This is a genomic window from Halomonas sp. DP5N14-9 (assembly GCF_019802175.1).
GTDB classification, from domain to species: domain Bacteria; phylum Pseudomonadota; class Gammaproteobacteria; order Pseudomonadales; family Halomonadaceae; genus Halomonas; species Halomonas litopenaei.
In genome coordinates this window covers 215346-239932 of sequence record NZ_JAHVHR010000024.1, presented here as the reverse complement: position 1 = coordinate 239932, position 24587 = coordinate 215346, and the positions used below count along the sequence as shown (strand labels likewise).

Sequence of the window (24587 nt, the reverse complement as noted above, 5' to 3'; positions counted from 1 at the left end):
ACCTCGACCAGGTACTGATGATTCAGCGCCATGCTGATAGTCCAACGAGCACGGCCCCGTCACCTGATGACGGGGCCGTGCTCGTTGATGGTGTTGACGCTGAAGGACCGCTGCAGGCGCCACATGGCGGCGCCAGCAAGGGACGTCAGCAAGGGGCGTCTGCAGTGGCGTCAGGAAGCGGCGGCGGGGCCGGTCTCGGCCGGGCGTGCGGGATCGACGCTCCACTCGCTCCAGGAGCCGACATAGAGCCGCGGGGCCGGCAGACCCGCCAGGCGATAGGCGAGAATGTCATGGCAGGCGGTAACGCCGGAGCCGCAGTAGGCAATCACGCCAGGATCCTGCTGCGACTTCTGGGGCAGTTCTCTTGCTAAAGCCTCCGGCGACTTGAAGCGTCCATTGTCGTCGAGATTGAGGCTACAGGGGCGATTGACCGCACCAGGGATATGCCCGGCTCGGGGGTCCATCGGCTCGACCTCGCCGCGATAGCGCTCACCGGCCCGGGCGTCCACCTTCAGCGCCGCAGTCGACGCCATCTCCTCGAGGACGACGAAACGACTGTCGTCGAATTCGGGTGTCCACTGCGACGGCGCAGGAGGTGCACCCTCCCCCACCTCCCAGTCGCCATTGATGCTCTCCCAGGCGGCGAGGCCACCGTCGAGCAGGCGCACCCGCGGGTGGCCGGCCCACTCGCTCAGCATCCACCAGGCCCGTGCCGCCGCCAGCTGGCCGCCGGCATCATCGAGCACCACCACCTCGCGCTCAGGCGCAACGCCCAGCCGCTGAAGGGTCGCGGTGAAGTCGGCGTGGCTCGGCAACGGGTGTCGTCCGCCTGCCTCGGAGCCAACGTCCCTGGGTCCGGACAGGTCACGGTCCAGATCCAGGTGCAGACTGCCGGGAACATGGGCCTGACGCCACAGCGCCGCCCCGGCATCGGGGTCGTTCAAGCGCACGCGGCAGTCCAGCACCAGCGGCGGGGTGTCGCCGTCTAGCGCGTGTCGCAGGCTATCGGCGTCGATCAAGGGATGGGTCATGACGAACTCCTTCTCATGTCAGAACACTGTCTGGTGGCGCAAGGCTTTATCGCACCGGAGCCTTATCGTATCGAAGCGCTTTCGCGCGTCTCGACAAGTGGCCCGCGCCCTGATCAGGCGCTCGACAGCCGCTCGATCGGGGCGCGATGGGCGATCAGGCGGCGCTTGCCGGCACGATCGAAGCGCACCTCGATGACCGGATTGGCGGGGTCGCCTTCCACCAAGGCGACCTCACCGTCACCGAAGACGCCGTGGCGAATGCGCTCACCCACCTGGTAATGGCCATTGCCTGGCGCTCGCTCAAGCGCCTTGATCGGCAGCGGCTGCCCCAGGGCATTCAGATAGCGCCCCACCAGTGCCGGCTCGGCGACGCTCACCTCCTCGGGGTCGGCTCCGTCAGCGCATCGGTACAGCGCCCTGGCCACGGCGCTGGCGTCGCGGCAGGCGCTCTCCTGGATAAAGCGGCTGGGACGATGATCGCCGCCATCGTGGAGGATGACCAGGCGTTCGATGGCCCGGGTGATGGCCACATAGTAGAGCCTGCGCTCTTCCTCGAGACGCTCGGGGGACAGGGGGTTGTCACGACTGTAGTGGGGAAAGTCCTCTTCATTGACCGCCCCCACCATCACCAGCGGCCACTCCAGGCCCTTGGCGCCATGAACCGTATTGATCAACACCCCTTCGTCGCGGTTCTGCACCGGGCGCCGCAGCAGCTCGATGAAGGTGGCGATGTCACCGACCTCCCGAGCCTGCTCGATCAGGACGTCGAGCAGGCGCACGTCCTCCTCGCCCTTGTCGCGGCGGGAGGCGGCGCGCTTGAGCACCTTTTCCGCCTCGACCTCCGCGACCACATGCTCGAGCAGCGCGTCGGCGGACAGATGGGCAAGCTTCGGCAGCTCGCACAGCAGTTGCCAGCGACGCTTGAGGGTGCGCTTCTGGTGCGGCTTCAGTCGCGCCAGCAGCGCGTCGCCCGGCCCTGGCCAGGTCTGGGTGTCGGCCAGGCGCTGCACCAGGCCAGCGAGCACTTCACGTGGTACGAAGCAGGTCGGCTGGGCAAACATCGGCATCAGCGCGCCAGGGTCGCGCAGCTGCTCGGGCGACAGCGCCAGCGATAGATAGCCGGCCAGTGCCTCTACCAGCGGCAGGCGAAAGACGAAGCGATCCTCCCGGGCCAGGCGAAAGGGAATGCCTTCGCGCAACAGCGCCAGCTGCATCGGCACCGACAGGGTCCAGCTACGTACCAGCAGACAGGCTTCGTCGAGACGACGGCCGGCTTCCACCCAGCGCTTGAGTCCATCGAGGAAGGCACTGGCGCCCCGTGCGACCTTGAGCTCGGTACGCGGATTGGTGGGCGCCGCCAGGCATAGCTGGTCCGGGCGACGCGGGTTGCCGGCGATGGCATGATTGGCGGCCAGCGCCAAGGCGTGACCATGGCGAAAGGTGGTCGACAAGGGGTAGTCGGTGGCGGCACCGAAGATCCGGGTAAAGTTCTCGAGCATGGCCTCCGGGTGGGCGCCGCGCCATTCGTAGATGCACTGGTTGGCGTCACCCACCGCCATCACCGAGGCCTGGTCGCCGGCCAGCACCGCCAACAACCGCTGCTGAGCAGCATTGATGTCCTGATACTCGTCGATGATCACATGGTCGAGGAAGCCCTGAACCCGCTGGCGCAGCGAGGGATCACCTTCGAGTGCCAGCAGCGGTCGATACAGCAGATCCGAATAGGTCATCACCCCCTGATCGGCCAGCAAGGTCTCGAGACACTGGTGGGCGACGACGAAGTGGCGAGTCCCCTCGCCGAGCTCGAGCCGCTCATACAGCAACTGGGGGTCGATCACCTCGGCCTTGACCAGCGAACAGAAGTGGGCGAGTTCCTCGATGCGATCGGGCTCGAGCGCGGCGTCGCGATCCTCGTCGACCTGGGCCAACGCCTCCAGGGTCGCCTGGCGCAGCAGTCGCTCCTGCTGCCAGTCTGCGGTCAGCAGTTCGCGCCGTGGCAGCGCGCCCCAGCGGGTCAGGCTCTGACTCAGACGATGACCGAGAGAGTGAAAGGTACGCACCTCCGGCAGTTCCATGCCGGGTTCGGCCATGGCCACCAGACGGCGCTGAAAGTCCTCCCGGGCGGCGCGGTTGAACATCAGCACCATCATGCGCCGGGCGCTGACTCCGTGGGACAGCAGGTGCAGCACCCTGGCCACCAGGGTGGTGGTCTTGCCCGCTCCGGCCACCGCCGCGACCCTGGCATGGCCTGCCGGGTGGGCGACAACGCAGCGTTGTTCGGGCGTCAGCGCGAGCCGCTCCAATGCAGGTGAAGCCATCAGTGCGCGTCACCCTCCAGGCGTCCCAGCGGCTGCCACACGCCGTCGCTGGTAAGCCCCAGCTCGCCGCAGTCGCTGCGCGCTTCGGCCTGTTCGACCAGACGGTAGAAGACGTTACGCCCGAGTCGAGCACTCACGCCATAGGGCAGGCACACCTGGGGCACCTCCTCGCCCGCCGGTGTCGTCGACAGCGACAGTCGATACTCCTGACCCAGGGCGATACGCTCGCCGACGTTGGTGGTCAGCCACCAGCGCTTGTCTACGTGGTCTTCTGGCTGGCCTTTTGACTGGCCTTCCCGCTGTTCGTCTGCCAGTTCCGCCTCCAGCACTACGAAGGCGGTGTCCTCGACGCTGATCCGCCACTTTTCGATAGGCGTGACCAGGTAATGGTGGCCGTCGTCCTCCCGTCGCAGGATGCGCGCGAACAGGCGCACCAGCTCAGGACGCTGGATCGGACTGCCTTCGTGGATCCAGCGCCCGTCTCGGGCGATCACCAGGTCCATCTCGCCGCTCGGTTCGGGCTGCCAGTCGGACAAGGGCGGACGCTCACCAAGCTCGGCGATGCCGTTCAGGATGTGATCGAGTTGCATGGAGGCTACCTCGTCGAGTTATCGCTCAAGGCCCGGCCAACAGACCGGTGCCCGTGCCGACCGGGGCCATCGGCCTGGTCACAACAAAGCCCGCTTAGCCCTGTTCCACAAAACCTGCGTCGCGAAGGGCCTGCTTGAGGTCCTCCGGGGCGGCCGGCTGGGCCTTGGGAAACAGCCGGTAGAAGTTGGCGGTGGTCTGCATCGCCACCTCTTCCACGCTGATTCCCCGCTCGTCGGCGATGCACTGGGCCACGTCGACCACCCAGGCCGGCTCGTTGGGCTTGCCACGGTGCGGCACCGGCGCCAGATAGGGGCTGTCGGTCTCGATCAGCAGACGATCCAGCGGGACTTTTCTGGCCACCTCGCGCAGCGCCTCGGCGGTGCGAAAGGTGACGATCCCCGACAAGGAGATATAAAAGCCCAGGCGCACCGCATCCCGCGCCATCTCGAGGTCCTCGGTGAAGCAGTGCAGTACCCCGCCGACCTCGGGATCGCTGTACTGACGAATCAGCGAGAGCGTGTCCTCCCTCGCTTCCCGGGTATGCACCACGATCGGCAGCGACAGCTCGGTGGCAGCCTGCAGATGGCGAGCGAAACGCTCGTGCTGCACCTCGTCGGGAACGCTGTCGTAATGATAGTCCAGTCCCGATTCACCGATGGCCACGGCGCCATGCTCCTTGGCGCAGGCGACAATCTCGGCAACGCCGGGTTCGTGCTCCACCTGATGCAGCGGATGCACCCCGGCGGAGATCACCACATCGTCGTGGGCCTGGCGAATTGCGGCCAGTTCGGGTACGCCGTCGAGGGTCACGCTGATGGCCAGGAACTGCTGGACGCCGCGCTCGCGGGCGGCGTCCAGGGCCCGCGACAGATCGCCGCCATGGGTATCAGGAGAAAGGCGATCGAGATGGCAGTGGGAATCGACGAACATGAAGATCTCTCGGGGCTTGAATACGGATGTCAGGGACGAATACCGGCGACGATGATCAGAGACGCCAGCGAGCCTCCGGGGAGGACGTCTGGGCACACGACGTCGCTCAGGAACGCAACAGGGCCGCCCAGCGGACCAGCCAGGCCTCGAGCACCAGTTGCGGGTTGGGATTGCCGCCTTCACTGAGCAACCGACGCTGCTCACGGGCGTAGTCGAGCAGGCGGAACCAGTCGCGCACCCGGCCATTTTTCACCGCCTGACGATAGAGCGGTGCCAGGTCGGGGTTTCTGAGGCCTTCAGGCTCGCCGGAAAGCCCCAGGCGAATCAGATCCTCCAGCCAGGCGATACCGTACCACAGGATGGCATCGATGGCCTGGCGGTCCAGCCGGGCCGCCTCGGCCACCGGTTCGGCGCCACGTACCAGGGCGTCGAAGGTCTCGTGCAGCTGTTGACGCAGCGCCCGCGAGCCCGGCTCGGCCAGCTGTCGCGCTGCCAGCGGCAACCCACCGGCGGCTCGAAACCAGAAGCGTGCTTCGTCCTCGGAACCGAGTTCCTTCGACAGCCAGTCCAGGCAGTCTTCGAGTTCCGGCGGCTTGAGCGTCCACTGCTGGCAGCGCGAACGGATCGTCGGCAGCAGGTGGGACGGCATGTCGGAGACCAGCACGAACAGGGTGTCCTGCCCCGGCTCCTCCAGGCTCTTCAGCAGGGCGTTGGACGCGGCCACGTTCATCGCCTCGGCGGGACGGATCTCGATGACCCGGTGCCCGCCCTGCTGAGCGGTCTGGGAGACGAAGCCATTGACCTGACGGATCGGGTCAATGCGAATCATCCGTTTGCCCTCCTCCGGCGCCACCCGCAGCAGGTCAGGGTGGTAGCCCGAGGCCAGCATATGGCAACTGTGGCACTCTCCGCAGGCGGTCTCTCCTGGACGGGCACACAGGGCGCGGGCAATCAGTGCCTCGGCCAGGGACTGCTTGCCGAGCCCGCGGGGGCCCGACAGCAGCACGGCATGGGGCAGACGACCGGCGTCCATCAGTCGCACCAGTTCGTGCCAGCGCGGTGCCAGCCAGGGCATCGGCGGCTGGGCGACGCTGCTATTCACGTCCATTGCGCCACCCGCTCGTCCAGTACCCGCGCGATCCGCCGCTGCACCTCGTCCAGGCTGGCGTCAGCGTCGATCCTGACCATCCGCTGCGGTGCCTGCTCGGCCCGGGCCAGGTAGGCCAGGCGCACCCGCTCGAAAAAGTCGCGGCGCTCCTGCTCGAAGCGATCCTTGCGCGTGCCGGTGCGGTCCAGACGACCCGCCAGGCGACGCTCCGCCGCGTCCAGCGGCATGTCCAGCAACAGCGTCAGATCCGGCGTCAGTTCTCCCTGGACCAGACGTTCGAGCTGGACGATGCGCTCGAACGGCAGGCCTCGACCGCCACCCTGGTAGGCAAAGGTGGCGTCGGTGAAGCGGTCGCTGACCACCCAGGCGCCGCGCTCCAGGGCCGGGCGAATGCGCTGGGCAAGATGCTGGGCCCGTGCGGCGAACACCAGCAGCAGCTCGGCGTCACTGTCCAGCGGCTCGTCGCTGGACGCCAGCAGCAGTTCGCGAATGGCCTCGGCCCGAGGCGTCCCTCCAGGCTCGCGGGTCTGTACTACCTCGATGCCACGCGCCTCGAGGGCGGCGACCACGAAGGCCAGGTTGGTGGACTTGCCGACGCCTTCTCCGCCCTCCAGGGTAATGAAGCGCCCGCGCGCGCCAGAGGTGGGCTCGGCCGGTTGTGTCTGCGTCATGGATACCACTCCTGGTTCGGGAGACGTCCGCGTCAACGGCGCCGAATATAACGATTGACGGCGTTATTGTGCTCACGCAGCGTGCGGGAGAAGTGGTGGGTGCCATCTCCCTTGGCGACGAAGTACAGCGTGTCGCCCTCCTCTGGGTCGACGGCGGCCTCCAGTGCAGCCCGCCCCGGCAATGCGATCGGGGTCGGCGGCAGGCCATCGATCACGTAGGTGTTGTAGGGGGTGGCCTCGCGCAGGTCGGCCCGAGTGATATTGCCCTCGAAGCGATCGCCCATGCCGTAGATCACCGTTGGATCGGTCTGCAGCCGCATGCCACGCTCCAGGCGGCGCTTGAACACCCCGGCAATCTGACGCCGCTCTTCGGGGGCGCCGGTCTCACGCTCGATCAGCGAGGCCATGATCAGCGCCTCATACGGCGTATCGATGGGCAGATCCTCGGCGCGATCGGCCCACACTTCCTCAAGCAGGGCTTCCATGCTCTGATTGGCCTGGCGCAAAATCTCCAGATCCTCCACCCCCTTGTGGTAGGTGTAGGTATCGGGGAAGAAGCGCCCTTCCGGATGCTCGCCCTCGTGGCCCAGCGCCGTCATGATCTCGTCGTCGCTCATCTCGGCACTGGCGTGGGCCAGCTTCTCGGCCTCGGCCAGGGCCGCGCGCATCTGCTGGAAGGTCCAGCCCTCGGGAATGGTCACGCTGTAGGTGACCACCTCGGCGCTGGCGAGCTTATCGAGTACCTGCATGCCACTCATGCCTGGCTCCAGCGAGTACTCGCCGACCTTCAGCGACGGCACACGATCAGGCTCCACTCGCGTCAACAGCTTGAAGGCCCAGGCGTCGGCCAGCACACCCTGGGCCTCGAGATCATCCACCACCCGATTGAAACCGGCCCCGGGCGGCACCTCGTAGAGCATCGGTTCATCGAGGGTGATCGGGGCCTGCAGACGCGTCTGCCAATAGTGATAAGCGCCGTAGCCGCCAATAGCGGCAATGACGACAAGAGTGAGCAAGACCTTGAGCGCGGTGCGCATGGAAGTTCCTTAGTCTGGTCGCGCCGGCGCACGGCGCTTGTCTGAAGCGGTCAGAATAGTACGGCAAAGCGGATGCAGGCACCCCGGCCGGAAGCGCCCGGGTGACTCAGTCGGCCCCGGCATACCCCAGCAGGCGGTGGGCTCGGTGCTGAAAGGCGCGATGGACATCACTCAGCTCCCAGCCATGCTGGGGCTGCCCTTCGCTGTCGTCGAGCCGCGCGACCGGCCACACCCCCTGGACGCTGTTGCCAAGCCATACAGCCTCGCAGGACGAAAGCTCGTCGGCCAGCAACGGCGCCTCCACCACCGCGCCCTGTTCCAGCAAGGCGGCCCGCAGGGTACCTGACACGCCACACTGATCCAGCGGCGGGGTCGATACCTGTTCGGCGCCCCGGGCGAGAAAGAACACGTTCATGGCGGTGGCTTCGACAAGCTGGCCCCGATCATCCTCGAGAAGCCCCTCGGCGATGTCGGGATCCCGCCACTCCGCTCGTGCCAGCACGTTCTCGAGGCGGGCCAGATGCTTGATCCCGGCCAGCACGGGCTGGCGTGCCAGGCGCAGGCGGCAGCGACGCACCCTGACCCCGGCTGCCCAACGCTGTTGATCGGGTGCGAAGCTCGACCACACCGCCTCAAGCCTGGGGTCTGAGGACGCCGGCGGCGCGTAGCCCCGTCCACCGCTGCCCCGGGTGTAGACCAGCTTGAGCACACCAAGCCCCGGCCCCGCGCCAGCGAGGGCGGATGCCAGGGCCTCTGTACGGGGCGGGGGCAGGTCGAGCACCCGGCAGCCCTTCAGCAGTCGTGCCAGGTGCTCAGACCACAACAGCGGCGTGCCATCGCGCACCAGCACCGTCTCGAACAGGCCATCGCCGTAGGCCAGCCCCCGATCACTCAGGGGCAATGTCGGCTCGGGCGGCCTATTCATCCATCAGGCCTTCTTGAACACCAGGGTGCCATTGGTGCCGCCGAAGCCGAAGGAGTTGGACAGGGTCACGTCGACCTTGGCATCGCGGGCGGTATGCGGCACGTAGTCGAGCACGCACCCTTCCTGGGGATTGTCCAGGTTGATGGTGGGCGGCAGCGCCTGATCACGAATCGCCAGGATGCTGAAGACCGCCTCCACCGCACCGGCGGCGCCGAGCAGGTGGCCGATCATCGACTTGGTGGAGCTGACCGCAACGCTTTCGGCGGCGCTGCCCATGACCTTCTCCACCGCCCGGCTCTCGGCCAGGTCACCGGCGGCGGTCGAGGTGCCGTGGGCGTTGATGTAGTCGATCTCGCTGGCGTCGATGCCGGCGTCCTTGATCGCGTTGGCCATGGAGGCCGCCGCGCCGCGACCGTCTTCCGGCGGCAGGGTCATGTGGTAGGCATCATCGCTCATGCCGAAACCGATCAGCTCGGCGTAGATGGTCGCCCCACGTGCCTTGGCGTGTTCGTACTCTTCCAGCACCACCACGCCGGCGCCGTCGGACAGCACGAAGCCGTCGCGATCCTTGTCCCAGGGGCGGCTGGCCGCCTGGGGATCGTCATTGCGGGTGGACAGCGCCCGCGCGGCGGAGAAGCCGCCCAGCCCCAACGGTGTGGTCGCCATCTCGGCACCGCCACAGACCATCACGTCGGCGTCGCCGTAAGCGATGGTGCGGGCGCTGTAGCCGATATTGTGGGTACCGGTGGTGCAGGCGGTGGTGATGGCGATATTGGGACCACGGAAGCCGTGCTGAATCGCCAGATTGCCCGAGATCATGTTGATGATGGAGCCGGGCACGAAGAACGGCGAGATACGCCGGGCGCCGCTCTTGTTGAGTGCGTTGTGGTTGTGCTCGATCATCGGCAGCCCACCGATCCCCGAGCCGATGGCCACGCCGATGCGATCGGCATTTTCCTCGGTGCACTCGATACCGGCGTCCTCGATGGCCTGAGCCCCCGCGGCGATACCGTACTGGATGAACAGGTCCATCTTCCTGGCATCCTTGGGGTTCAGGTAGGGGCTGATATCAAAATCCTTCACCGAACCGCCGAAGCGCGTGTTGAAGCCGCTGACATCGAAGTGCTCGATGGGCGCCACACCGCTCTTGCCGGCCAGGATGCTGTCCCAGCTTTCCTTGACGGTGTTGCCCACCGGTGTGACCAGGCCGAGGCCCGTCACCACTACCCTTCTACGAGACATCAGCTTTCCTCCAGACATCCAAAAAGTTACGGCCCAACTGTGGAGGACCGTCGGTTGCGCGCATTATACCCGAGACACAGGCCGCTGTGCTCCCCCCGGCGCCGAGGCTTTACCGGGAACGCTGGCACAGGACCCTGCCTTCGAGGCCTGGACACGCAAAAGCCGCCCTGGCGAACCAGGACGGCTTCCGCGGGGATTGCATCCCCGCCTTTCAGCAAGCGGCCATCGCCGCCACCGGCAGACTGACTCGGAACACCGAGCCGGTCTTACTGGTTGGCGTTGACGTAGTCGATCGCTTCCTGAACGGTGGTAATCTTCTCGGCTTCTTCATCAGGAATTTCGGTATCGAATTCCTCTTCCAGCGCCATCACCAGCTCAACGGTGTCCAGGGAATCAGCGCCCAGGTCCTCGGTGAAGGAAGAGGAGTTCTGAATATCTTCTTCCTTGACGTTCAGGCGCTCTGCCACAACTTTCTTCACGCGCTCTTCGATGGTGCTCATTTAGACATACTCCAGTCGTTCACGTTAGCCGTTCTGATGACCAGCTGGTTAATTCCGCAAGTAAACTGCGGGGTAGTTTATAGACCCCTTCGGGTCGACGCAACACACGCAGGAAGCGCATTCAGCGCATGTTCATCCCGCCATTGACGTGCAGGGTTTCGCCAGTGATATAGGCTGCGCTATCGCTGGTCAAGAACCCGACCGCCGCGGCGATTTCCTCGGGCTGCCCCAGACGCGCCAGAGGCACCTGCCCCTTGAGCATCGTCTGCTGATCCTCGGACAGCGCCTGGGTCATGTCGGTGGCAATAAAGCCAGGCGCCACGGCGTTGACGGTGATGGCACGGGAGGCCACCTCGCGCGCCAGCGCCCGGGTGAAGCCTTCCATGCCCGCCTTGGCGGCAGCATAGTTGCTTTGGCCGGCGTTGCCCATGGTGGCGACCACCGAACTGACGGATACGATACGGCCCCAACGGGCCTTGCTCATGCCACGCAGGCACGCCTTGCTGAGGCGAAAGACCGACTTGAGGTTGGCGTCGAGTACACCATCCCACTCATCTTCCTTCATTCGCATCAGCAGATTGTCACGGGTGATACCGGCATTGTTGACCAGGATGGTCGGCGCACCAAACTCGTCATTGATCGACTTCAGCAGTGCTTCGACGCTGGTCGGATCGGTGACATCTAGGCGGCGCCCTGCGCCCTGAAACCCCTGCTCCTTGAGGTCCGCATCGATGCGGTCGGCACCGGCATCGGTGGTGGCGGTGCCGATCACGATGCGACCCTGCCGCCCCAGCTCGTGGGCGATGGCACGGCCGATACCGCGGCTGGCCCCGGTAATCAGGGCGACTCTAGGCTCGGTTGTCATGGTCACTTCCATTGCTTCGTCGTTGTCGCCCGGCACAGCGCCGGGCCAGGAGGCTTTCGATCAGTTGATCTCGCGAGCCAGCTCAAGGGCTGCACTGAGACTGTCGGGATCATTCACCGCCAGTCCGCGACTGCCCCGGGCAATACGCTTGTTGAGGCCGGTGAGGACCTTGCCGGGCCCGCACTCGATGAACACCTCGGCACCGCCGTCGACCATCTTCTCGACACAGGAGACCCAACGCACCGGCTGGTAGAGCTGCTCGATCAGGCGAGTGCGCAGGGTGGCCACATCGGCATGGGCCTGGGCATCGACGTTCTGCACCACGGTATAGCGCGGCGCCTTGAGCTCGATATCACCAAGCGCCTGCTCTAGCCGCTCGGCGGCCGGCCGCATCAGGTCACAGTGGGAAGGCACCGATACCGGCAACGGCATCGCGCGCTTGGCCCCGGCCTCCTGACAGGCGGCGATGGCACGATCCACGGCGGCCTTGCTGCCGGCGATCACCACCTGCCCGGGAGCATTGTAGTTGACAGCAGAGACCACGTCCCCGTCGGCCGCCTTGGCGCAGGCCTGCTCGACGGCCGCGTCGTCCAGACCGAGAATCGCTGCCATGGCGCCCTGCCCGGCCGGCACGGCCTGCTGCATGGCTTCGCCGCGCAGGCGAACCAGACGAACCCCTTCCGCAAAGGAAAGCGCGCCGGCGCACACCATGGCGCTGTATTCGCCGAGACTATGGCCGGCCATGGCACCGGGGCGCGGGCCCTCGAGTTCCTGCCACACGCGCCAGATCGCCACGCTGGAGGCCAACAGTGCCGGCTGGGTGCAGGCGGTGGCATTGAGCGCCTCCGCAGGACCTTCCTGGACCACCTGCCACAGGTCGTAACCCAGCGCCTCCGAGGCCTCCTCGAAGGTCGTCCTCACCACGCTGTAGCGTTCGGCCAGATCGCGCAGCATGCCGACCTGTTGCGACCCCTGCCCAGGGAAGATAAGGGCAAGCGGTTGAGTCATCTTGATCACCTATAGCTCTTGTTGGCCATCATCCATATCCACACTGCCCCCTGACAAGGGACCGGAAGATGGACGACGATGGTCGAGCTCGGCCTCCAGCCGGCTCGGCAAGTCACGGCTGACCTCCTGGGAGGCGCGCTTCAGGGCGTAGTAAAAACCCTGAGCGTCACAGCTGCCATGACTCTTTATCACAATACCCGCCAGCCCCAGCAGGCTGGCGCCGTTGTAGCGAACCGGATCCAGTTCACTCTTCAATCGTCTGAGCGCTGGACGGGCCAGCATCCCCACCAGCCGACTCCCCCAGTGCGCCTCGAAGGTCGCCTGGACGCGACCGACCAGCATCTTGGCCAGGCCCTCGCTGGCCTTGAGCAGCACATTGCCGACAAAGCCGTCACAGACCACGACGTCCGCCTGACCGGCAAACACGCCATCGCCCTCGATAAAGCCAAGATAGTCGATCCCGGCCACCTGGCGCAGTGCCGCATCGGCCTGCTGTACCGCCAAGGAGCCTTTGGTCGACTCCACCCCAACGTTGAGCAGGGCAATCCGCGGAGCCGCCAGACCGTCGACGTGGCGCGCCATGATATCGCCCATCAGGGCGAAGTCCACCAGGCGCTCCGCCGACACATCCACATTGGCACCCAGATCAAGCAAATAGCAGCGTCCGTCGCCTCGCGTCGGAATCGCGGTACTGATGGCCGGGCGCGGCACGCCCGGAACCATGCCAAGGGCGCGGCGCGACAGCGCCATCAAGGCGCCAGTATTGCCGGAACTGACGCCGACATCGGCCTCACCCGCCGCCACACAGTCAAGCATGCGAGCCATGCTTGAAGCATGGCCTCGGCGCAGCGCCTGAGAGGCGCGCATATCGGCGGGGATGATATCGGGTGCGTCACACAGGTGCAGATGCGACGCCGCCGCGGCCAGAGGCCGCGGCAGGCGTGAAATCTCGTCATCCAGCAGGCCCGCAGGGCCAAACAGCTGAATGTCGAGCTGCGGGTCCTCGATGACTGCCCTGGCCGCCCCCGCCACGGTGGCGCGGGGACCCTTGTCCCCGCCCATGGCATCTACGGCAATCCGCATCCCGGCGGCCAGGCGCTATCGAGGCGTCGTCAACTTATACGTCGACGACCTTGCGACCGCGATAGAAACCGTCCGGGGAGACGTGGTGACGCAGGTGAGTGGTGCCGGTTTCCTTGTCCTGGGACAGGGTCGGTGCACTCAGGGCGTCGTGGCTACGACGCATGCCGCGCTTGGAACGGGTCTTACGGTTCTGCTGAACTGCCATGGGAAATCACTCCACAAAAAATCGATCAGGTATCGGTGTTGCCCTTGAGGCGCTTGAGCACGTCAAAGGGACTGCCAGAGGGCGCTTCCGAGACTTCGGCATCCGCCCCGCTGCTCAGCTGGTCGCGCGAGACAGGACACTCTGACTCGTCGTGGTAGACCACCTGGGGCAGACTGAGGATAAGTTCATCCTCGACCACGCCCAGCAGGTCCAGCTGTTCATTCTCCACCAGCACCGGTTCATGGGTGCTCGGCAGATCGGCGGCCAGGTCGTCACTGCTGACGAGCCCGAGCAGGAAGTCGCTCGTGACATGTTGGGCCATGGGCTCGAGGCAGCGGCGACACGGCAGCTGCAGATCGGCCTCCAGGCGCCCCCGGATCACCCGACGCCCCTGAGCGTCGATGGCGAATTCCAGCCAGGCGCTGGCATCGCCCTGTTGAGCGCCGACCTCTTCGGTCAGGCGGCTCATGTCGGCCAGCGCCACCAGGCCTTCGAGGTGTTCGGCTTGGGCGGCGAGCTTGTAGGGCTCGACCCGGCCGGGCAATCGTGAGGTCAACATAGGCGCGCAATGATAGGCACTCGCTCCGCCCCTGTCAAAGCCCTGTGCTCAATAGGTTACCATGTCCCGGGATCCGCTCGAACCCGACGAGCACAACCTGCCCATAGCGGGCCTCCCCGACACGACTCCACACATTGCAAGGAAGGACGCATGACCCCACTGGTGCTTGCCTCCAGCTCACCCTGGCGCCGCGAACTGCTTGAACGGCTGGGCCTGCCCTTCTCCTGGGCGAGCCCGGACATCGACGAGACTCGCCGCACGGACGAGACGCCCACATCACTGGTGCAGCGGCTGTCGCTGACCAAGGCCGAAGCGCTGGCCGACGCCTACTCGCGCCACCTGATCATCGGCTCCGACCAAGTAGCCCTGTTCGACGACCAGATCCTGGGCAAGCCCCACACCCAGGAGCGCGCCTGCGCACAACTGCGAGCCTTCTCGGGGCAACGGGTGCGTTTTGTCACCGGACTGGCGCTGCTCGACACCGCCGAGCATCGCCATTGGGTCGGCTACCAGCACTATGACGTGGTCTTTCGTCGTCTCACCGACACCGAGATCAGCACCTACGTCGCCCGCGAGCAGCCGCTTCAGTGCGCTGGCAGCTTTCGCATGGAGGGCCTCGGCATCACCCTGTTCGAGCGCCTGGAGGGTGACGACCCGAACAGCCTGATCGGCCTCCCTCTGATTCTGCTGTGCCGGTGGCTGCGCGAGGCTGGCGCCGACCCCCTGGCGGCATCCGCCACCGATGTCGCGAACGGCGATCAGGGCAACTGATAACGCACCGGCGATGACGCCTGGGGCAGCCCCATCCACTGGGCCACGCCCACACCGAAGCGCCGAGCCAGGCGGTCGAAGGGGTCCTGGGATGGGGTGTAGTCTTTTATTCGCGGCTGGTCGAGCCATTCATGGGCCTCTTCGTCCAGGGTACCCAGGCGATCCACCAGGCCCAGCTCCAGCGCCTGCTCTCCAGTCCAGATCAGGCCGCTGAAGATCCGGGGATCATCGGCCAGACGATCACCGCGCCCTGCCTTGACCGCATCGATGAACTGCTGATGGGTCGTATCCAGCACCTCTTGCCAGAAGGCCTGCTGCTCGGGACGCATCTCGGAGAAGGGATCGAGAAAGGCCTTGTTGTCGCCTGCGGTGAAGACGCGCCGCTCCACACCCAGCTCATCGATGGCCCCCTCCAGCCCGAAGCCGGCGTAGATGACGCCGATAGAGCCGACCAGACTGGACGGCGCAGCGACAATCTCGTCCGCCGCAGACGCCATGTAATAGGCGCCGCTGGCCCCCAGGTCCTCGACCACCGCGACGATCGGCTTGTCGCCGCGCTCGCGCAGGGCCATCACCGCCTTGTAGACCCGCTGGGACTGCACCGGACTGCCGCCCGGACTGTTGATATGCAATACCACCGCGGCGCTGCTGGGCGACTCCCAGGCGGCTTCGATACCTTCGATCAGGCGCTCGGCGTTGGCCGGCGACTCGCTATCGATCACACCGTCGACCTTGACCACCCCAAGATGCCTGGCCTGCTCTCGCTCATCGCCAGGCACCATCAGCAGTGCAAAGCCCACCAGCGCCGCCACTCCCAGCAGCAGCGCCAGCCAGGCGAAACGAAAGAACAGCTTCCAGCGCCGACTGCGCCGCTGCTCGACCAGTACGCTCTGGATCCAGCGGTCCATGCTCTCGATCTGGGCAAGGCGCTGGCGCTCCCGCAATACTTCGGCGCTGTCGCCGGACGATTCAGCCGGCCCGCTGCCGCCGCCCGATCCAACCGGCCCGCTGCCGCCGGACGATCCAACCGGCCCGTTGCCACCGGGTTCAGCCGACCCGCTGCCGCCGCTCTTGTCCGGCCCACTACCGCCGGCTGCCGCAGCCGCTCCCTTGCCGCTGGAAGACGACATCTCCCCCTGGGTCCAGGGGTCATCCTTGGGGGTATCCGACATCCCACCACTCCTTGCAAGCCTGGCGACAACCAGGAATAGAAAACGATTTGCCAGACGATCGACGCGATTCAGCCAGCCAGGTGATCCAGCACCTGATCGAAGCGATCCGCCACCAGCAGCGGCTCACTGCGCGACAGCCGCTGCACATCGTGCACACCATACGAGACAGCGATGCGCGGCATGCCGATGGCACGCGCCATCTCCATATCGTACTCGGTATCGCCGATCATGACGGCGCGGGAGGCGTCGACGCCGCACTCTTCGAGCAGCTCGACCAGCATCAGGGGATCCGGCTTGGAACGCGTCTCGTCGGCGGTACGACTGGCACGAAAGAAGCGACCGGTGTCGCTCTGGCGGAAGATACGATCGAGCCCGCGACGGCTCTTGCCGGTGGCCACGGCCAGCACCGAGGTCGAGGCCAGCGAGGCCAGCCCTGCCTCGACGCCGGGGTAGAAGGTGACCGGGGTGGCATCACCCTCGACGAAGTGCCAGGCATAGCGTGCCTTCAAACGCTCGGCCTGCTCCGGCTGGATACCCGGACACAGTGTGGCGATGGCTTCCGGCAGACCGAGACCGATGATATCGCGAATCTCTCCCTCCCCCAGCTCGCCCCACTCGGCCTCGCGGCCAGCGGCCTGCATGCAGGATACGATCCGGGCGATGGAATCCATCAGGGTGCCATCCCAGTCAAAGATGGTCAGGTCATAGCGCAAGAGACAACTCCTCGAGAGACGACGGCGTCCACGCCATCGCCCATGGATAAATGCCTCTTCCCCGATGATGGGTCACTCAAGCACGCAGGCCGGCTCGGCGCAGCATCAGAGAACCAGACGCCACGACTAGCAGTGACAGCGGCATGCGCCCGCCAGGGCTAGTCGGCCAGCCGAGTCACCACCCTGGCCTTGCCCTCCAGCGTCAGATGCACCGGACACAGGTCAGCGATGGCCAAAAGCTTGTCGCGGGCTTCCTGGTCGAGATCCCCCGTCAGGAAAAGGACACGTTCGAAGTGGTCGATTTTGCCACTGGTCGCCTCGCACTCGCCACAATCCTTGGCGTGAATCTTGTCATGGGAGACGTCCACGGTGACATCATCGAGCGGAAGCTTCTTGCGCCTGGCGTAGCTGCGCACGGTCATCGCCGTGCAGGAGCCGAGCGCCGCCGCCAGCAACTGGTACGGCGTAAAACCGAGATTGGTCCCACCGTAGGAAAGCGGCTCGTCGGCCAGCAGGTGGTGCGCACCCGCGACCACGTCCTGACGAAAACCTGCAGGATCGGCTTCGGATACTCGGGTGACGCCTTCAGGCGCTCCCGCGGGGGGCTTCGGCGCCTCCAGGCCCAGATAGCGCGACGCCCAGCCGACGATGACCTCGGCGGCGTACTCGGCGTCCTGGGGCCGGGTCAGCAGATGATCGGCGTCATCCAGCGAAACAAAGCTTCTGGGATGACGAGCGGCGGTGAAGATGGCCGAGGCGTTTTCGATCTCCACCGTTTCGTCGTTGGGCGCGTGCAGCACCAGCAGCGGACGCCCCAGGTTCTCGATGCGCTCGTGCTGACGCTGACTCTGGAGATCCTCGATAAAGGCCTTGCGGATGGTAAAGGGACGGCCTGCCAGGACCAGCTCGGCCTCCCCTTCGCGTTCGATGACGTCGAGGTTCGAGCCGAAATTGTGCACTACATGAGCCGGGTCGTAAGGCGCCCCGACGGTGGCCACCGCCTTGACCCCGGGCAGTCGCTCGGCGGCGGCGATCACCGCCGCACCGCCCAGCGAATGACCGACCAGCAGAGACGGTGACAGCCCACGCCCCTCGAGATGCTTGGCGGCGGCCACCAGGTCATCCACGTTGGAGCTGAAATGGGTATTGGCGAACTCACCCTCGGAATGACCAAGACCGGTGAAATCGAAGCGCAGTACCGCCACGCCCCGCGACACCAGTCGTGCCGCGATACGCTTGGCGGCGAGGATATCCTTGGTACAGGTAAAGCAATGGGCGAAGATCGCCACCGCCTGGGGCTCACCCACCTCCGGCCGGTCGAACCTCGCCGCCAGCTGGTTGCCGTCGTGACCGGGAAACTGTTCTCTTTCGCTGATGACACGCATGACCGTCCTACCCTCCGAAGACTCATGGGCGCATCGCCGGCACAAACCGCCGATGCCTTACCTGAATCCTTGGCCGAGGACGATCGTTTGGCAACCTGGCTCGCCTGCCCGGCGCGGGCTCACCATGTCCGCCAGACACAGCGATTCACCCACACTTGCTCATTTAGCGCACTGTAATTTCAGTCTTTCTTGCCACAAGGCCGGCACCAGGCAAGGCCGCAGGCGACATCTTTCACTGTCGCCGCCGAGCCTTGTCGAGCACAGTTTCCAGGGCATCGTCGAGGGGAGCGCGAATCTGCACCGGCCGCTGACTGGTCGGCTCGGGGAAGGTCAGCGAGGCAGCATGCAGAAACAGGCGATCCAGCCCCAGTTCGCGCCCGAGGCGAGCGCCCTCTCGGGTACCGTACTTGTCGTCGCCCAACAGCACGTGTCCGGCGTGGGCAGCGTGGACGCGAATCTGATGGGTACGCCCGGTGATCGGCTCCGCCTCCACCAGGGTTGCACCGGCAAAGGTCTCACGCACACCAAAGCGGGTCCGAGCCACCTTGCCCTGCGGATCGACCCTGACTCGACGCTCGCCGTTGCCGGCGTCGTAGCGATCCAGGCGGGCACTGACGAAATCCCGACGGGCTGGCCAGCGGCCTGCCACCAGCGCCAGATACTGCTTGTTCATCTTGTGCTGCTTGAGCGACTGGTTCAGCGCAAGCAGCGCCGGCCGGGACTTGGCCAGCAGCAGACACCCTGAAGTATCCCGATCCAGCCGATGCACCAGCTCCAGGAAGTCCAGGTCCTCGCGCACCTGCCGCAGCGCCTCGATCAGTCCGATCTTGACACCACTGCCGCCGTGCACCGCCAGTCCCGACGGCTTGTTCAAGACCATCCAGTCAGGCCCTTCCAGCAGCACGCTGCCGGCCAGCAGATTACGCAGATTATCGCTGACCTCGCGCACTGCCTCCTGCGGTGCCAGCTTGAGCGGGGGAATACGCACCAGGTCTCCAAGCGCCAGACGGGTATCCGCCTTGACCCGCTTCTTGTTCACGCGCACCTCACCCTTGCGCACGATGCGATACACCAGCGAACGGGGGGCGCCCTTGAGGCGACTCATCAGAAAATTGTCGACGCGCTGGCCGACCTGGCCTTCGGTCACTTCCACCCACTGCACTTCACGCCCTTCGGCCACGCTGTCACCCCACTCGAAACCCGCAATAAAGCGCCATTCTAGCGCAGCTTGTCGCCAATTGCTGACCCCTGGCATTGCTGTTATATTGCTTGTTCGCTCCCCGGGTCCGATTGACCCCTGCAAGCGCCTGCACGACTAGACACGCAGGCCCGAGCGAAACGTGACTGACACAGCGTTTGCCACAGAGGCCGCGACGACCCACAGAGGTCCCGCCGCCGATGTCAAGTGACAACACCGAGCCCGGCGCGCCCCACCCCAGCTGGATACCTTTCCGAAGGGGTGGGCCGTCGCCGGGAGACGTACAACACCGTGCCGGAGGCCGGCAGCGGTGAATCGATGAATGCCAGGTGTTGGCGGTGACGGCAGGACCGGATGGGCAAGGCCCCACCGAGACACGTCCTCCCTCCGCCCCGTACTCAACATGATCATGCCGTGACGTTCCTGATGAAGTAACGTCGCGGCCGGGCGCAGCTTCCGCGACATGCGCTGAGCACAAGCACGCTGCACCAACGGTTCACCCTTGCCGTTGCCCATGGGCGCCCTCCGGCGCGCCCATATTGCGAGACAACATGAAACGGATGCTCATCAACGCGACCCAGCCCGAAGAGCTGCGTGTCGCCCTGGTGGATGGACAACGCCTGTACGACCTGGACATCGAATCCGGTGCCAGGGAACAGAAAAAAGCCAATATCTATCGCGGCAAGATCACCCGCGTGGAACCCTCCCTCGAAGCCGCCTTTGTCGATTTCGGCGCCGAACGCCACGGTTTTCTGCCCCTCAAGGAAATTGCTCGCGAGTACTTCGTCAAGGAGCCTTCCGGCCGCCCCAGCATCAAGGAAGTACTGAAGGAAGGTCAGGAAGTCATCGTTCAGGTCGACAAGGAAGAGCGTGGCAACAAGGGCGCCGCCCTGACCACCTTTGTCAGCCTGGCCGGTCGCTTCCTGGTGCTGATGCCCAACAACGCCCGCGCAGGCGGCATCTCGCGTCGCATCGAGGGCGAGGAACGCGCCCAGCTGAAGGAAGCCATGGGCCAGCTCAGCGTGCCCGACAAGATGGGCCTGATCGTGCGCACCGCCGGTATCGGTCGGTCGCCCGAAGAGCTGCAGTGGGACCTCGACTACCTGGTACAGGTGTGGGAATCCATCACCGAGGAAGCCGGCAAGCGCGCCGCCCCCTTCCTGATCTACCGCGAGTCCAATGTCATCATTCGCGCCATGCGCGACTACCTGCGCCAGGATATCGGCGAGGTACTGATCGACAGCCCCGAGGTGCACCAAGAGGCGCTGGCCTTCATTCGCCAGGTGATGCCGTCCTACCAGCAGAAGATCAAGCTGTACGCCGACGAGGTGCCGCTGTTCTCGCGCTTCCAGATCGAGTCGCAGATCGAGACCGCCTACGAGCGTGAAGTGAAGCTGCCCTCCGGCGGCTCCATCGTGATCGACCACACCGAGGCACTGGTGTCCATCGACATCAACTCGGCGCGAGCGACACGCGGCAGTGACATCGAAGAGACTGCGCTGCAGACCAATCTGGAGGCGGCCGACGAGATCGCTCGCCAGTTGCGCCTGCGTGACATCGGCGGCCTGGTGGTCATCGACTTCATCGACATGGGGCCAGCACGCAACCAGCGCGAGGTCGAAAACCGCGCTCGCGACGCCCTCAAGCTCGACCGTGCCCGGGTACAGATCGGCCGTATTTCGCGCTTTGGCCTGATGGAAATGTCGCGTCAGCGTCTGCGCCCGTCCCTCGGCGAAACCAGCGGCGTGGTATGCCCCCGCTGTGACGGCCAGGGCACCATCCGTGACGTGCGTTCGCTCTCGCTGTCGGTCATGCGCCTGATCGAAGAAGAGGCCATGAAGGAGCGCAGCGCTCAGATCCGCGCCATCCTGCCGGTGCCTGTCGCTACCTATCTGCTTAACGAGAAGCGCGCCATCCTGGCCGATATCGAGCGTCGCCAGGGCGTCCGCGTGGTCATCCTGCCAAGCCCGGACATGGACACCCCCCACTACGACGTCCAGCGTCTGCGCGACGACCACGTCGACGAGGAAGGCACCGCCAACGCCTCCAGTTTCGAGCTGTCCACCGACACCGAGGTCGGCAAGGAGCCCGACGCCGCCTTCGGCAAGCCGGTGCAACGCGCCGAAGCCGCGGTCAAGAGCGTGGTCCACAACGCCCCTGCCCCCGCTTCCTTGAGCCAGGAAGAGGCCGCCAGCGAGGACAAGCCCGCACAGCCCAGTCGTCAGCCCAGCGCTCAGGGCGCTCAATCCGGTCGCCAGGCCTCGTCGTCCAGCCGCAGGCAGAGCAGCCCTCAGGCTAATCGCCAGTCAGGCCGTCAGAGCCCCGCAGAGTCTCGTCAGGCGGTTCAGAACGCCGGCCTGTTCGGTCGACTGGTCAAGGGCTTCGCTCGCTTCCTCGGCGGCGAGGAAGAAACCAGTAACGGCGCCGCGAGCGGCAGCCAAGGCTCGAGCAGCACTCGCACTCAGTCCTCGAGTCGCGACGACAATGCTCAGCGCGGCGCCCAACAGCGCAGCGACAACGGCCAGCAGCGCGGTAGCGACACGCGCCAGCGCAATCGCCGTGGTGGCAGCCAGAACGGCCAGCGTCAGAGCACCAATAGATCCAACCGTAGCGATGGCAACAGCCAGGACCGTCGCCAGCAGGATCGCCGTCAGCCGGCCGCCAAGAGCGACGGCCGCACCGACGCTCGCAGCGAGACTCGAAACGACGCACGCACCGACAGCAAGGCAGACACTCGAGCCGACAGAAATGACGGCAACGACAACCGCCAGCGCTCTCGCCGCGACGACAATCGTCAGCAGGACAACCGCCAGGCTGAAGGACGTCAGCAAGAGGGTCGTCAGCAGGAGGGTCGTCAGCAGGAAAACCGCCAGCCGGATAGCCGCAAGAGCGACGACAACAAGTCGCCCCGTTCGGCCAGCCGCGGTGAAACGCAGCAGGCAGATGCTGGCAGCAGCGATGCTGCCAAGGACAGCAAGCCCAAGCGCACCCGCAACAATCCGCGCAACCGCAGCCGCAAGCAGGCCATCAACCCCGAGGCGCTGAAAGAGCAGCAACGCCTGCAGGCGGAAGCGGCCGCGGCCGCGGCCGCGGCTCAGGAAGCTCAGCCCGATGCGGGCCAGGCAAGCGCTGCGGAAGCTACGGCCGAACAGACCAAGCCTGAAGCAAAAGCCGAAACAAGAGCCGAAGCCAAGGCCGAAGCCCCCAAGGCTGACGCCAAGGCCGAAGCCTCCAAGACTGAAGCCCCCAAGGCTGACGCCAAGGCCGATGCCAAAGCCGAGGCTCTCAAGGCTGACGACAAGGCCGACGCCAAAGCCGAGGCCCCCAAGGCTGACGCCAAGCCCGATGCCAAAGCCGAGACTGCCAAGGCTGACGCCAAGGCCGGTGCCAAAGCCGAGGCTCCCAAGGCTGACGACAAGGCCGTCGCCAACGCCGAGACTCCCAAGTCGGACGACGCCAAGCCCGTAGAGAAGGACGAGCCGAAGACCGAAGCCAAGGCCGAGGTTCCCAAGGCTGACGCCCAGCCTGAAGCTGCAGCCAAGGCTCCCAAGGCTGACGCCCAGCCTGGAGAGAAAGCCGAGCCGAAAGCCGAAGCCAAGGCCGAGACTCCCAAGGCTGACGCGCAGCCTGCAGAGAAAGCCGAACCGAAAGCCGAAGCCAAGGCTGAGGCTCCCAAGCCCGAGGCTCCCAAGACTGAGGCCCCCAAGGCTGACACCAAGCCTGCAGAGAAAGCTGACGAGAAAGCCGAGCCGAAAGCCGAAGCCAAGGCTGAGGTCCCCAAGGCCGAGACGCCAAAGGCCGAGACGCCAAAGGCCGAGACTCCCAAGGCTGAGACTCCCAAGGCCGAGACTCCCAAGGCTGACGCCCCCAAGGCCGAGACTCCCAAGGCTGACGCCCAACCTGCAGAGAAAGCCGTAGCGAAAGCTGCAGAGAAAGCGGAGGCACCCAAGGCCGATGCCAAGGCGGAAGAGAAAGCCGAGGCGCCCAAGACTGACGCCAAGGCCGACGACGCCAAGACAGAAGCCAAGACAGAAGCCAAGACAGAAGCCAAGGCCGAAGACGACGCCTTGAGTGGCGCCACTGATGATGGCCAGGCGCCTCGCCGCCGTCGCCGTCGCCGGGCCCACAACGACCCGCGCGAGCGTCGCAAGCTCGAGGCCGAAAAGGCAAGTGACGGCCACAACAGCTGATCACTCGCCGGAAAGCAAAACGCCCGCGTCCAAGGACGCGGGCGTTTTCATTTATGCGCTTTCGATACTCACACAGCGCCTTCGGCGCCGGCCAAGTCAGGTGCTACAAATCAGGCCAGGCGCGGCTCTCGTTCGAGCGTCACACCGAAGCGTTCGGCGACCCGCGCCGACACCTGGTCGGCGAACGCCAGCAATTCCGTGGCATTGCCGCCACCGTGGTGCACCAGCACCAGCGCCTGACGATCATGGACGCCAAAGTGACCCTGTCGCCAGCCCTTGAGGCCGCACTGATCGATCAGCCACCCCGCCGCCAGCTTTACCCGTCCGTCTTCCAGCTCATAGGCCGGCATACCCGGATAGCGCTCGCGCAGTGCCCCGGCACGCGCTGCCTCGACCACAGGATTCTTGAAGAAGCTGCCGGCATTGCCGAGCTGCTCGGGGTCGGGCAGCTTCTCGCGGCGCACCTGGCAGACCGCCTCGGCCACCGCCAGAGGAGCGGGGGCCTCCCCCACCCGGGACGCCAGATCGCCGTAGCCAAGCTTCGGCGCGCCGTGACGGCTGACCCTCAAGGTGAGGTCGGTGATGATGACCTTGCCGTCCCACTCCCCCTTGAAGCGGCTCTCCCGATAGCCGAAGCCACAGGCACCAGCCGGCAAGCTTTCCACCGCACCACTGTCGCGATGGACCAGGGTCACCGACTCAAGCACATCGGCCAGTTCGACCCCATAGGCACCGATGTTCTGTACCGGTGCCGCACCACAGTGCCCGGGTATCAGCGCCAGATTCTCGATGCCCCACCACCCCTTCGACGCCAGCGCCATGACCAGTCGATGCCAGTTGACCCCGGCACCGACATGCACCAACGCATCCTGTCCGCGCCGCTCGACCCACCAGTAATCGAGCCGCGGTCGCAGCGTCATCCCCGGCAGATAGTCGGGCAGAATCAGATTGCTGCCGCCGGAGAGCAGGGTCAATCGGCGGTCTCCGACCTGCCTGATCAGGGAGGCGAGCTGATCACGACTGAAGACGTCGACGACCTCTTCGGCGACACAGGGCAGCCCCAGGGTGTTGGCTCGGGTCAAGTC

Annotated in this window: 22 protein-coding genes; 2 read left to right on the top strand and 20 right to left on the bottom strand. The window is 65.6% G+C overall.

All coding sequences use genetic code 11. The features are described 5' to 3' along the window. Positions 1 to 170: 170 nt before the first annotated feature. The 15 genes from KUW00_RS14065 to KUW00_RS13995 form a co-directional block, all read right to left on the bottom strand. A complete protein-coding gene (locus KUW00_RS14065; protein ID WP_222569341.1) occupies positions 171 to 1031 on the bottom strand; it encodes a sulfurtransferase in 861 nt (286 codons plus the stop codon). 113 nt (positions 1032 to 1144) lie between these two features. Further along, positions 1145 to 3349, bottom strand: coding sequence for an ATP-dependent helicase (locus KUW00_RS14060; RefSeq protein WP_222569340.1), 2205 nt, complete (start codon positions 3347 to 3349; stop codon positions 1145 to 1147). Further along, on the bottom strand, positions 3349 to 3939 hold the full coding sequence (locus KUW00_RS14055; RefSeq protein WP_222569339.1) for a DUF1285 domain-containing protein: 591 nt from the start codon (positions 3937 to 3939) through the stop codon (positions 3349 to 3351). The genes KUW00_RS14060 and KUW00_RS14055 overlap by 1 nt, the downstream gene beginning before the upstream one ends. Before the next feature lie 94 nt (positions 3940 to 4033). Continuing rightward, positions 4034 to 4870 (bottom strand): TatD family hydrolase, encoded by an 837-nt coding sequence (locus tag KUW00_RS14050; RefSeq protein WP_222569338.1) that lies wholly within the window; start codon positions 4868 to 4870, stop codon positions 4034 to 4036. Positions 4871 to 4976: 106 nt separating this feature from the next. Continuing rightward, positions 4977 to 5978: a DNA polymerase III subunit delta' gene (locus KUW00_RS14045; protein ID WP_371931871.1), complete on the bottom strand. Its 1002-nt coding sequence runs from the start codon at positions 5976 to 5978 to the stop codon at positions 4977 to 4979. Continuing rightward, positions 5969 to 6649: a dTMP kinase gene (tmk, locus tag KUW00_RS14040; RefSeq protein ID WP_222569336.1), complete on the bottom strand. Its 681-nt coding sequence runs from the start codon at positions 6647 to 6649 to the stop codon at positions 5969 to 5971. The genes KUW00_RS14045 and tmk overlap by 10 nt, the downstream gene beginning before the upstream one ends. A 32-nt stretch (positions 6650 to 6681) precedes the next feature. After that, positions 6682 to 7686 (bottom strand): endolytic transglycosylase MltG, encoded by a 1005-nt coding sequence (gene mltG, locus KUW00_RS14035; RefSeq protein ID WP_108447681.1) that lies wholly within the window; start codon positions 7684 to 7686, stop codon positions 6682 to 6684. 106 nt (positions 7687 to 7792) lie between these two features. Then, positions 7793 to 8611 carry an aminodeoxychorismate lyase gene (pabC, locus tag KUW00_RS14030; protein ID WP_108447680.1) on the bottom strand — a complete coding sequence of 273 codons (819 nt, stop codon included), beginning with the start codon at positions 8609 to 8611 and terminating at the stop codon, positions 7793 to 7795. 3 nt (positions 8612 to 8614) lie between these two features. Further along, a complete protein-coding gene (gene fabF, locus KUW00_RS14025; protein WP_108447679.1) occupies positions 8615 to 9853 on the bottom strand; it encodes a beta-ketoacyl-ACP synthase II in 1239 nt (412 codons plus the stop codon). A 266-nt stretch (positions 9854 to 10119) separates the two neighbouring features. Beyond that, on the bottom strand, positions 10120 to 10353 hold the full coding sequence (acpP, locus tag KUW00_RS14020; RefSeq protein ID WP_021820799.1) for an acyl carrier protein: 234 nt from the start codon (positions 10351 to 10353) through the stop codon (positions 10120 to 10122). 121 nt (positions 10354 to 10474) lie between these two features. Beyond that, a complete protein-coding gene (gene fabG / locus KUW00_RS14015) occupies positions 10475 to 11218 on the bottom strand; it encodes a 3-oxoacyl-ACP reductase FabG (RefSeq protein WP_045993432.1) in 744 nt (247 codons plus the stop codon). Between the two features lie 60 nt (positions 11219 to 11278). Beyond that, positions 11279 to 12226, bottom strand: coding sequence for an ACP S-malonyltransferase (fabD, locus tag KUW00_RS14010; RefSeq protein ID WP_045993431.1), 948 nt, complete (start codon positions 12224 to 12226; stop codon positions 11279 to 11281). A 9-nt stretch (positions 12227 to 12235) separates the two neighbouring features. Next, positions 12236 to 13309 carry a phosphate acyltransferase PlsX gene (gene plsX, locus KUW00_RS14005; RefSeq protein ID WP_083970469.1) on the bottom strand — a complete coding sequence of 358 codons (1074 nt, stop codon included), beginning with the start codon at positions 13307 to 13309 and terminating at the stop codon, positions 12236 to 12238. Positions 13310 to 13343: 34 nt separating this feature from the next. Continuing rightward, complete coding sequence (rpmF, locus tag KUW00_RS14000; protein ID WP_010627954.1) at positions 13344 to 13514, bottom strand: 50S ribosomal protein L32; 171 nt, start codon at positions 13512 to 13514, stop codon at positions 13344 to 13346. Positions 13515 to 13539: 25 nt separating this feature from the next. Next, on the bottom strand, positions 13540 to 14073 hold the full coding sequence (locus KUW00_RS13995) for a YceD family protein (protein ID WP_045993405.1): 534 nt from the start codon (positions 14071 to 14073) through the stop codon (positions 13540 to 13542). Positions 14074 to 14223: 150 nt separating this feature from the next. Between KUW00_RS13995 and KUW00_RS13990 the strand changes: the two genes are divergently transcribed. Next, positions 14224 to 14844 (top strand): Maf family protein, encoded by a 621-nt coding sequence (locus tag KUW00_RS13990; protein ID WP_045993404.1) that lies wholly within the window; start codon positions 14224 to 14226, stop codon positions 14842 to 14844. Here the strand turns inward: KUW00_RS13990 and sppA are convergent. From sppA to KUW00_RS13970, 4 genes are all read right to left on the bottom strand, one after another. Further along, positions 14832 to 16016, bottom strand: coding sequence for a signal peptide peptidase SppA (gene sppA, locus KUW00_RS13985; protein WP_261392183.1), 1185 nt, complete (start codon positions 16014 to 16016; stop codon positions 14832 to 14834). The two genes, KUW00_RS13990 and sppA, sit on opposite strands and share 13 nt — an antisense overlap. 68 nt (positions 16017 to 16084) lie before the next feature. Further along, entirely contained in the window at positions 16085 to 16729 is a 645-nt protein-coding gene (locus KUW00_RS13980; RefSeq protein WP_222569335.1) for an HAD-IA family hydrolase, read from the bottom strand. A gap of 158 nt (positions 16730 to 16887) precedes the next feature. Beyond that, positions 16888 to 18114, bottom strand: coding sequence for a bifunctional alpha/beta hydrolase/OsmC family protein (locus KUW00_RS13975; RefSeq protein WP_045993401.1), 1227 nt, complete (start codon positions 18112 to 18114; stop codon positions 16888 to 16890). A 232-nt stretch (positions 18115 to 18346) separates the two neighbouring features. Then, a complete protein-coding gene (locus KUW00_RS13970) occupies positions 18347 to 19294 on the bottom strand; it encodes an RluA family pseudouridine synthase (protein WP_045993400.1) in 948 nt (315 codons plus the stop codon). Positions 19295 to 19863: 569 nt separating this feature from the next. Between KUW00_RS13970 and rne the strand changes: the two genes are divergently transcribed. Next, positions 19864 to 23502 carry a ribonuclease E gene (rne, locus tag KUW00_RS13965; protein ID WP_222569334.1) on the top strand — a complete coding sequence of 1213 codons (3639 nt, stop codon included), beginning with the start codon at positions 19864 to 19866 and terminating at the stop codon, positions 23500 to 23502. Between the two features lie 110 nt (positions 23503 to 23612). On the opposite strand, the gene murB is transcribed toward rne, so the two are convergent. After that, positions 23613 to 24584, bottom strand: coding sequence for a UDP-N-acetylmuramate dehydrogenase (gene murB, locus KUW00_RS13960; protein ID WP_261392182.1), 972 nt, complete (start codon positions 24582 to 24584; stop codon positions 23613 to 23615). Positions 24585 to 24587 lie beyond the last annotated feature (3 nt).